General features: G+C 60.7%; 9 protein-coding genes. 2 read left to right on the forward strand and 7 right to left on the reverse strand.

The window, feature by feature from the left end:
• Positions 1–112 precede the first annotated feature (112 nt).
• From OCL88_RS20270 to OCL88_RS20295, 6 genes are all read right to left on the reverse strand, one after another.
• Positions 113–1273: an acyl-CoA dehydrogenase family protein gene (locus OCL88_RS20270; RefSeq protein ID WP_264963731.1), complete on the reverse strand. Its 1161-nt coding sequence runs from the start codon at positions 1271–1273 to the stop codon at positions 113–115.
• Entirely contained in the window at positions 1270–2463 is a 1194-nt protein-coding gene (locus OCL88_RS20275; RefSeq protein WP_264963732.1) for a CaiB/BaiF CoA transferase family protein, read from the reverse strand. Before OCL88_RS20275 ends, OCL88_RS20270 begins: the two co-directional genes overlap by 4 nt.
• Before the next feature lie 87 nt (positions 2464–2550).
• Entirely contained in the window at positions 2551–3279 is a 729-nt protein-coding gene (locus tag OCL88_RS20280) for a GntR family transcriptional regulator (RefSeq protein ID WP_264963733.1), read from the reverse strand.
• Between the two features lie 78 nt (positions 3280–3357).
• On the reverse strand, positions 3358–4722 hold the full coding sequence (locus OCL88_RS20285) for an ABC transporter substrate-binding protein (RefSeq protein ID WP_264963734.1): 1365 nt from the start codon (positions 4720–4722) through the stop codon (positions 3358–3360).
• 57 nt (positions 4723–4779) lie between these two features.
• On the reverse strand, positions 4780–5661 hold the full coding sequence (locus tag OCL88_RS20290) for a carbohydrate ABC transporter permease (protein ID WP_264963735.1): 882 nt from the start codon (positions 5659–5661) through the stop codon (positions 4780–4782).
• Positions 5658–6593, reverse strand: coding sequence for a carbohydrate ABC transporter permease (locus OCL88_RS20295; protein ID WP_264963738.1), 936 nt, complete (start codon positions 6591–6593; stop codon positions 5658–5660). The genes OCL88_RS20290 and OCL88_RS20295 overlap by 4 nt, the downstream gene beginning before the upstream one ends.
• 454 nt (positions 6594–7047) lie before the next feature.
• Here OCL88_RS20295 and OCL88_RS20300 point away from each other — a divergent pair, with 454 nt between their 5' ends.
• Entirely contained in the window at positions 7048–7761 is a 714-nt protein-coding gene (locus tag OCL88_RS20300) for an MgtC/SapB family protein (protein WP_264963739.1), read from the forward strand.
• Between the two features lie 32 nt (positions 7762–7793).
• Positions 7794–8606 carry a glycerophosphodiester phosphodiesterase gene (locus OCL88_RS20305; RefSeq protein ID WP_264963736.1) on the forward strand — a complete coding sequence of 271 codons (813 nt, stop codon included), beginning with the start codon at positions 7794–7796 and terminating at the stop codon, positions 8604–8606.
• Positions 8607–8621: 15 nt separating this feature from the next.
• Here the strand turns inward: OCL88_RS20305 and OCL88_RS20310 are convergent, their stop codons facing one another.
• Positions 8622–8921, reverse strand: a complete 300-nt coding sequence (locus tag OCL88_RS20310) for a DUF4193 domain-containing protein (RefSeq protein ID WP_264963737.1) — start codon at positions 8919–8921, stop codon at positions 8622–8624.
• Between the last annotated feature and the right edge of the window lie 160 nt (positions 8922–9081).

The following is a 9081-nucleotide window of genomic DNA, read 5'->3' on the forward strand; positions in this document are numbered from 1 at the left end:
CCCGCCGATACTGAGAAGCAAGCCCCTCCGTTACACACGTTTTGTCCTATAACCCCCGGGCGCCGCCGTCGAGCATTTCCCAGTCAGTTGTCCGCCGGTAACCCGCAGCCTGTCAGCGGAAGGCGGGAATGCCGGTCAGCTTGTTGCCGAGAATGAGCGTGTGGACTTCATCGGTGCCCTCGTAGGTGCGGACCGACTCCAGGTTGTTGGCGTGCCGCAGCGGTGAGTAGTCCAGAGTGATGCCGTTGCCGCCAAGGATGGTCCGGGCCTCGCGGGCGATCTTGATGGCTTCGCGGCAGTTGTTGAGTTTGCCAACGGAGATCTGGTCGATCTGCAAGGTTCCGGCGTCCTTCTTTCGGCCCAGGTGGAGTGCCAGCAGAAAGCCTTTGTTGATCTCCAGCGCCATGTCCACTAACTTCTGCTGCGTGAGTTGGTACCCGGCCAAGGGCTTGTCGAACTGCAAACGTTCCTGGGAATAGGCCAGGGCGGCCTCGAAAGAATCACGGGCCGCGCCCATGGCACCCCAAATGATGCCGTAGCGTGCCTCGTTTAGGCAGCTGAAGGGGCCCTTCAATCCCACGACGTTCGGCAGAACCGCGGACTCGGGCAGGCGCACGTCCACCAGATCGACGTCGCATTGGATGGAAGCCCGCATGGAAAGCTTTGGCTCGATCGGGGTGGCGGTGAAGCCCGGGGTGGACGTGGGAACCACGAACCCCTTGATGCCTTTGTCGGTCTGGGCCCAGATGACAGCGACCTGGGCTACCGACGCCAAGCCGATCCAGCGCTTGGAGCCGTTGAGTACCCAGTCATTCCCGTCGCGTCGTGCAAAGGTCTTCATGGCGCTCGGGTCGGAACCTGCGGTAGGTTCGGTCAGTCCAAAGCAGCCGATCGCTTCGCCCTTGGCCATGGCTGGCAGCCACTCCTGTTTCTGGTCATCGGAGCCGTGCTTGTAGATGGCGCTCATGGCCAGTGAGCCCTGCACTGAGACGAAGGTCCGTAGGCCGGAGTCGCCGGCCTCGAGTTCGGCGCCTGCCAATCCGTAATCGACCGCGGAGCCCCCGGCGCAGCCGTAGCCCTGCAAATGCATTCCCAACAGGCCCAGCCGACCCAGCTCCGGAACTATCTCCAGCGGGAAAGTGGCCGATTCGTACCATTGCGCAATGTTCGGCCTGATGTCCGCGTCCACGAAGGCGCGCACTTTGTCCCGCAGCTTCCGTTCTTCCGGGGTGAGCAGGGAATCGAAGTCAATCAGGTCGCTGATGCTGTTCATGCGGAATCTTTCGTGTTTGGCGAAACAGAAGTGAAGGTGCTGCCTTGGTGTTCACCAAGGGTGGGCGGTGCCTGCCGGTACGTGGCGGGGGAAGCGGACAAGCGGATGGGATTGGACAGTTGAACTGATGAGCGGCCGGTGATGGGGTCCGTGAAGTGAACGGAAGGTTCAAGGCTCAGGGAGTGACCGAGCGCCAAAGCTTCGCCGATGTCATTAACTTTGCCGGCCGGTACCCCGGCTTCAAGAAGTTTGGCCTGCCAGTTGGCTGCGGAATCAGTTTCCAGTGCCTGTTCGAGGATCCTCTTTAAGGGGGCGCGTGATGCCACACGAAGTTCGTTGGTGCGGAAGCGGGGGTCCGCAGCCAGGCTGTTCAACCCAAGGGCTTCAGTCAACGCACCGAACTGCCTGTTGTTGCCGACCGCGATGGCAAGCAGGCCGTCTCCGGTCCGGAAAGTTTCATAGGGGGCGATGCTTGGGTGTGCGTTGCCCATGCGGGCTGGGGGTTTGCCGGTGGCGAGCGTAGCTGTTCCTTGGTTGACCAAGGCGGCAAGAAGTGATGAGAGCAGGTTGACCTGGACTTCCTGACCGTGGCCGGTGGTGTCACGACCACGCAGTGCCATGAGGATGCCTGCCAAGGCGTTCTGTCCCGTGAGTACGTCAACCAGTGCGACGCCGGCCTTGCTCGGTTCCGTCTCGGGCGATCCGGTGATGCTCATCAGGCCGCCGAGCGCCTGGACGAGGAGGTCGTACCCGGGGAGTTTGAATCCGGCGCCTGTTCCGAATCCGGAAATGGAGCAGTACACCAGCTCGGGCCGCCCGGCGGACAGGGTCTGGTAGTCCAGTCCAAACTTGGCCATGACGCCCGGCCGGAAGTTCTCCACCACTACGTCGCATTCCGCAGTCAGTTCGCGGGCGTAAGCCAGGCCGTCGTCCGTATTAAGATCCACGACCACCGATCGCTTGTTTCGGTTGACACTGGCAAAGTACGTTCCCTGTCCGTGGTGGTCCACGGGCGGCACCCACGCCCGGGTGTCGTCACCGGCGGGGCTTTCGACCTTGATGACCTCGGCGCCAAAGTCCGCCAGCATCATGGTGCACAGGGGTCCTGCCAGCACGCGGGAGAAATCTGCGATCCGGATTCCGGCCAGCGGTTGGCTCAGGGGGGACTCGGAGGAGCTGGGGGATGCCACTTTGCATCCTTTCGCTTGTATGTTGCATGCTACTGAGGTTGCATGCAACTGTAGGGCACTTTCCGGAGGCTGTAAACACCCGTGGAGTCAGCGGGAGAACTTGGTGAGCTGCTCAAGCTGAGAGAGGTACTCGCCTGCTGACAGGCCAGGCGTCCGGGCGCAGACCCCGCTGATCAACAGGTGAGCGGTCCGGGTGACGTGCTCCCGGACGGCTTCGGCTGCTGCGTGGGGATCCCTGCTCTCCAGCGCGGCCAGGATGTCCTTGCGGTCATTGGCCAGGTCTTGGCTGCTTCGGGCTGACGGGATCGTGACCAGCCCGTGTGCCAACACCATATTGCGCAGCTCGCCGTCCAAGGCCAACAAGCGGGGGTTGCCCGCGAGCTCCATGAGGAATAGGTGGAAGTCCTTGTCAGCCTGCAAAGTTCCCGGCCCGTCCTCGCGTGCGGCAGCGTCGAGGATACGGCCGTGCAGGGTGCGGAAGTTGGCCAGATCTTCGTCAGTGGCCACCTCCGCCGCGCGGGCTGCCGCAGGCGGTTCCAGGAGGATGCGGATCTGGAAGATCTGTACGATCTCGTCGAGTGACATCTGCAGGACCCGCACACCGCGGTTCTTCTCGATGCGGACGATTCCCTCTTTTTCGAGCAATTGAAGCGCTTCCCGGACCGGCGTTCGGGAGACTCCGAGCTTCTCCGCCAATCCGATTGCCGAGAAGTGTTCTTCCGGGCCCATCTCGCCGGAAGTGATGGCTGCACGCAGCATGTTGGTGACCTGGACCGTCAGGGATTGGCCAGGGTCGATCTGTTGCATGCTACTCATGCAGGCATTCTACGGTCTGTGTTCTGTGGTGCAGCGATTACGACGTCGGCACCCGGCCGGGTGCCGACGTCGCCGTCGTCAGGACTTCAGCTTCGGCTTCACGTCCTTGTTGTAGATCGATTCCAAGGATGCTTTGAGTTCCGACATGGTGGTTTTTACGTCGGCCTTCTCGTTCATGATTTTGGTCGCTGCCTTGGCCAGCTCCTGGTCCCCGCCCGGCAGGAAGGTGCGGGCGTAGTCTTGGTTCCGGGTCTGCTTGAGCTGGTCAACAACCACCTGGAACTCCGGCGTTTGGGCGAGGATCGCCGAAACATCCGCGGCTTGGCTCACCGGTGCGTACCCCGTGGCAGCGGACAGCGTTGCAGTGTTTCCGGCGTTGGTGACGTGGGCGATGAACATGGCGGCTGCGAGTTGTCGTTCCGGTGTCGACTTGCTGGCAATGACCAGCCCGGACCCGCCCGTGGGTGATACCGGAGACTTGCTGACGTCTCCGCCGGGGAGGACGCCCACGCCGATGCGCATGGCGGACTCCTTCGAGGCTTTCATGACGGTGGCGAGATCGGCTGAAGAACTGATCGTTGCGCTGACCGCACCGGCCTGGAGGTCGGTGAGGGCATTCTTGGAAGAAACGCCTGCCCATGAATGCTTGATGATGGAATCCTGCACCCACTGCATGGCGGCGACTGATTCCTGGGACTCGGCAGTGATTTCCCATTCCTTGGACCACGCACCTCCACGTCCCCATAGGAGGTTCTGGAGTGTCCAACCCGCGTAGCCGGCAATGGCAGGGTATTGGTAGGCATTCTGGTACCCGGGCGCTGAAGCGTTGGCCGCTTTGATCTTCGGTGCCCACTCTGCGAATTCTTCCCAAGTGGCCGGAGCCTCTTCGGGGACACCGGCTGCCTTGAAATGGTCTTTGTTGAAATAGAAGAGCGGAGTGGAACGGGCATAAGGGATGGCCCATTGTTTCTGGTCGTACTCATAGTCGCTGATGAGTCCGGGGACATAGTCGGAAATGCCAGTGTTGGTGGCCTTCAGAAGATCGTTGAGGGGCAGGATCGCGCCCGAGAGTGCGTACCGGAACCACCAGACGTCGGATGCAAGCAGAACATCGGGGACTTCGTTGCCTGCCTGCGAGGTCTGGAACTTCTGGGCAATCTCTTCGTAGTTGGCGCCGCCGGTAACGAGGTTCACCGTGATTCCGGGATTTTCTTTCTGGAATGACTCGATCAGCAGCAGCTCCGTATCCCGGGACTTACCCGGGTGGCTGGACATGTAGCTGATGCTGCTGGCCGGCTTGATGGTAGACCAGTCCACCGCCAAGGCTTTGGTGTCCGGGCCGCCGCCATCCGTTGAGGGGCCGGCGCAAGCTCCCAATGCCACGGTTCCGAGGCCCGCGCCGGCTACGGTGAGAAACTGCTTGCGGGTGAATGTAATGGACATGACGATAGGTGCCTTTCATTGGGTGCTGAAAAGTTGATGGCAAGTTCGAACGGAGCGTTAGCCGGTTACCGAGCCCTGCGTTAGGCCGGACACTATGTACCGTTGAAGGGCGGCGAAGACGATCAGGATCGGCAGCAGGACGATCACTGAGCCGGCCATGAGCATTCCCCAGTTCTGGGTGCTTCCTTCGCTGTTGACGAGCTGAGTCAGCCCCACTGGCAGTGTCATCATGTCCGGGTGGTCAGTGACGATCAGCGGCCAGATGTACTCATTCCATTCGGCGACGATCGTGACCAACGCGACCGTGGCGATGCTGGGCATCGAGACTGGAACCACGATCTTCCAGAGCTTGCGCCAATGCCCGGCCCCGTCGATTTCCGCAGACTCCAGAATGGCCGGCGGGAGTGTAAGGAAGTGCTGGCGCAGCAGGAATGTGCCAAAGGCTGTGCCCAGGGAGGGGACGATGATTCCCCAGTAGGTATTCAGTCCGCCCATGCCGGCGATCAGGACGTAATTGGGTAGCACGGCTACCTGCGGCGGAACCATCAATGCGACCAGGATCAGGAGAAAGATCACCCTCTTGAAGGGGAAGCGGATGAACACCAGCGCATAGGCGGTGAAGATGGCCAGTACACACTTCACCGTTGAGCCGATTGCCGTCACGATCACGCTGTTGAGGAAGAACCTCGGAAAGGGAACGGTGGACGTGGCCTCCGCATAGTTTTGGAAGCTTGGCTCTTTCGGGAGGAGGGCCAGTTCGGTGGTGACAATCTCTCCCGGTGCCTTCAACGACGAGAGCATCATCCACAGGAGAGGAACGAATACCACAAGGGTGGCGAGGGTGAGTGGTACGTAACCAGTGGCAATCGTCCGGCCAAGGTTCCGCCAGGACAAAGGCTTTGCATCGGCCGGAAGGGGCTGAACGGGAGTAGTGCTCATGAGTAATGAACCTTTCGTTCCACGAACCGGAGTTGCACAGCCGTCATGACCAACAGACCTGCGAACAGGACCACTGAAATGGCCGCGGAGTAGCCTGCCCGGTTATATGACCCGAAGGCCTGGAGATAGGAATCGAAGATGAGCGTGCTGGTGCCATTGCCCGATGGCGTCATGATCCGGATGATGTCGAACGCCTGAAGCGAGCTCAGCAGGGACGTAATCAGCAGGAAGAACGTAGTGGGAGAGAGCAGGGGCACCACGATCGTCCAGAACCGGCGCAGGCTCGAGGCCCCATCCAGGGCGGCCGCTTCCATGAGCTGGGGCGGGATGGACTGCAACCCGGCCAGGTAAACGACGGCGCAGTAGCCCAGGTTTTTCCAGACGTAAACGATGATGACCATCGTCAGCGCCAGCTTGGGGTCGTTGACCCACTGAGGACTCGACTGCCCCACGGAGCGGAGGAGCCAGGACAATGCTCCGTAGGTCGGATCGAAAATGAAGAGCCAAACCAATCCGACCCCGACGCCCGAAAGGACATAGGGGGCAAAGACAACAGCCCGGGCAAAGGTCCTGCCCTTCAGCTTTTGATTCAAGACGAGCGCCACCACAAGGCCGAGCGTCATGGCGCCACCTACCGTCGTGGCGGTGAATACTGCCGTGGTTCCCAGGACGTTTGCGGCATCAGCCGATGAGAAGAACTCGACGTAGTTCGCAAACCCCACGTTTGTGGCGGTTGCTGCTCCCAGCGTCCAGTCCAGGGTGGAGTAATAGAAATTCGTGACCAGGGGCCGGTAAGTGAAGAGGAGGATCAGGGCTACGTTGGGTGCGGCGAACAGGATAAAGAACCATGCGTCCCGGCGTGTGCGTCTGTTCCACCGGCTGTTCCGCTTGAGGCCGGGCGGTTCTCCGCGTCCACCGGACGGGCTTCGCATGCCGGGGTTGGTTGGCTCCCGGGCAGTCTCCGGACGATTGGTGCCTACAGCGCTCACCACAGACCTCTGACTTCTTAGTCATGTTGTCTGGGGGCAACGCTCATCGTGGCTGATCGGGTCTTTGGGCGGTTGACCTGACAATCTGCCTTACTTCTGCTGCAAACCTACCGTCAAGACTGTCCCAACGCAATACTCCTACAGTGCCGCTTCAGATACTTGTGCTAACGTCCTTACAAATATCCTGCACTGCCCGATCGCGCAGCCCGAGCGAGAGTTCCAGACCTCCGCTCAGAATGGACCGGCAATGCCGAAAAGCTTGAGGACTTAGTTCATGGTCTTCGGTGTCCCCGCCCCAGGGATCCCGAGCTGACCATGGGCTGTTGGGGAATCCCAAGCGCAGAACTGGAACTGGAGCAACGGCTTGATTTTTGATGGGGATACGCAATGGTGGCAGATGTGTGTGGCGCTCGCGGTGGCGTTGGTTCTATCCACGGCTATCGGGTTTGAACGCCAAAGCAAGAATAAATCGGCGGGAATGCGGACCCACGCAATGGTCGGTCTGGGTGCTGCCCTCTTCATGGTGGTCAGCAAATATGGTTTTAGCGATGTCTTGATGGCTGACCTTGTCAGGCTGGATCCGTCGAGGTTGGCGGCCCAGGTCGTTTCCGGCATCGGTTTCATCGGGGCCGGGCTCGTGTTCGTCCGGAGGAATCAAGTACGAGGTCTCACCACCGCGGCCTCGATTTGGATTACGGCCGCCGTGGGGACGTCGGCCGGCGCCGGATTGGCGCTTCCCGCGGTATTCGTAACGGCCGCCCATTTCCTCATCGTTTATGCCTACCCGGTTCTATCGGCCAAGTTGCGCTCCGGACTCCCGCAGCAGTGGGTCCTTCGAGTGACTTACGACGACGGCGTTGGGGCTTTGCGGGACGTCCTCACCACGTGCACGGAGGAAGGGTTCCGCGTCCAGGGTTTTGCGACCATCAGGGCTTCAGACGAAACGAAACGCGTGGTGGAAGGACTTATGAAGCATGAGGACGCCTCGACCACCGGGTCCATTGAGATCGAACTGGAGATCGAAGGCACCATGGCCGCGTCGAACGTCGTCAGCAGACTTTCCCAACTCGCAGCGGTCACCGAGGTGTCCATCGTCGATGACGCCGAGTAGCTGCCACTTCAACCCACACAAGGAATCACTTCATGATAGAAATCCAGGGCCACAGGGGTGTCCTTGCAACGCAACACGGGAACACCTTGTCCAGCTTCGTCGAGGCGCTGACGCTTGGCGTCGACGCCATCGAAGTGGACATCTGGCTTACTTCTGATCGCCAACTGGCGCTCCGTCACGACGCCGTCGTCAATGGACGCGATATTCGTGATGGCCGACTTCGGGAGGCTGCCGTGGAAGTGCTGCCCGAAGCCGTGCATCGCATCGGCATTGAGGCAAGGACTCCCACGTTGGAAGAGCTCTTGGCGCTGATGCGTTTCGCAGGCGCGGACGACGTTGTCCTGGACATAGAGGTCAAAACCGATCGAGCGAAGGGGCGGGAATACAGCCATTCGATCGTGTGGTGGCTGGCCAATATCCTGAGGGTTCACGAGTCCGGGCAGGCGCTTCGTGTGCGCAGCTTCGATCCCCTCGTCATCAAAGCCATGGGGGAGGAGATTCCCAGTGTTCCCAGGGTGGCGCTGTGCCGCCAGGCTGTGGTTCCGGACCCGGGCCTGTACCCGTCCGACACTTACGCGCTGATCGAAGCTGCGCTCGCAGCTGGAGCAGAGGCAGTGGCCCCCGAGGCCAACCTCCTGGACGAAAAGCTCGTGGCTCAGGCGCACGCAGCAGGGCTGAAGGTATACCCGTGGACTTTGGTCACGGCGGAGCAGATTGCGAACGCAGTCAGTCTGGGTGTGGACGGACTATGCGTCAATGACGTTGCCTTGGCCCGGGCCACCTTCGCGGGCCTGGGGCAGGAGGTCCCTGTTCCCAGACCCATAAGCCTGCCCATGCTGCGGTGATGTGAAGTTTAGTGGTCAGCCTTCGCATTCCGTGCAGTAATACAGTCCGCCCTTTTCGCGTGCGATCTGCGACCGGTGGTGAACCAGGAAGCAGGAGGAACACGTGAACTCGTCCTCCTGAGGCGGAACGACGGCGACTACCAGCTCCTCGGCGATAAACTCGCCTGCCGGTGTGCTTGAGTCCGGCTCATCGCTTTCTTCCACCTCAAGGACGGCAGTCATTGCTGTGGGGGCGCTTGCTGTCTGCAAGGCCTCCAGCGACTGTTCCTGGGCTTCTTTGACCTCCGGGCGAAGGTCGTCGTAATCCGTTGCCATGGCTGCGCTCCTTCACGAAGTATGGGTGAGCCGATCGGCTCCGGTGTCCCATTGTAAGCATGCTGATGAATTGTGCAACCACATCTGAGCCTTGGCTGTGCCGTAGCGACCTTCTTTGATGCCCGGGGGCGCGTTTTTCCGTCGAGTTGGGTGGGTTTTG

The sequence above is a fragment of the Paenarthrobacter sp. PAE-2 genome (assembly GCF_026013155.1).
GTDB classification, from domain to species: Bacteria; Actinomycetota; Actinomycetes; order Actinomycetales; family Micrococcaceae; genus Arthrobacter; species Arthrobacter ureafaciens.

Coding starts and splice junctions, on each gene's coding strand:
- OCL88_RS20295 (WP_264963738.1), bottom strand. CDS start 6,593: ATGCGAAGCCCGTCCGGTGGACGCGGAGAACCGCCCGGCCTCAAGCGG.
- OCL88_RS20305 (WP_264963736.1), top strand. CDS start 7,794: ATGATAGAAATCCAGGGCCACAGGGGTGTCCTTGCAACGCAACACGGG.
- OCL88_RS20280 (WP_264963733.1), bottom strand. CDS start 3,279: ATGAGTAGCATGCAACAGATCGACCCTGGCCAATCCCTGACGGTCCAG.
- OCL88_RS20310 (WP_264963737.1), bottom strand. CDS start 8,921: ATGGCAACGGATTACGACGACCTTCGCCCGGAGGTCAAAGAAGCCCAG.
- OCL88_RS20270 (WP_264963731.1), bottom strand. CDS start 1,273: ATGAACAGCATCAGCGACCTGATTGACTTCGATTCCCTGCTCACCCCG.
- OCL88_RS20300 (WP_264963739.1), top strand. CDS start 7,048: ATGTGTGTGGCGCTCGCGGTGGCGTTGGTTCTATCCACGGCTATCGGG.
- OCL88_RS20290 (WP_264963735.1), bottom strand. CDS start 5,661: ATGAGCACTACTCCCGTTCAGCCCCTTCCGGCCGATGCAAAGCCTTTG.
- OCL88_RS20285 (WP_264963734.1), bottom strand. CDS start 4,722: ATGTCCATTACATTCACCCGCAAGCAGTTTCTCACCGTAGCCGGCGCG.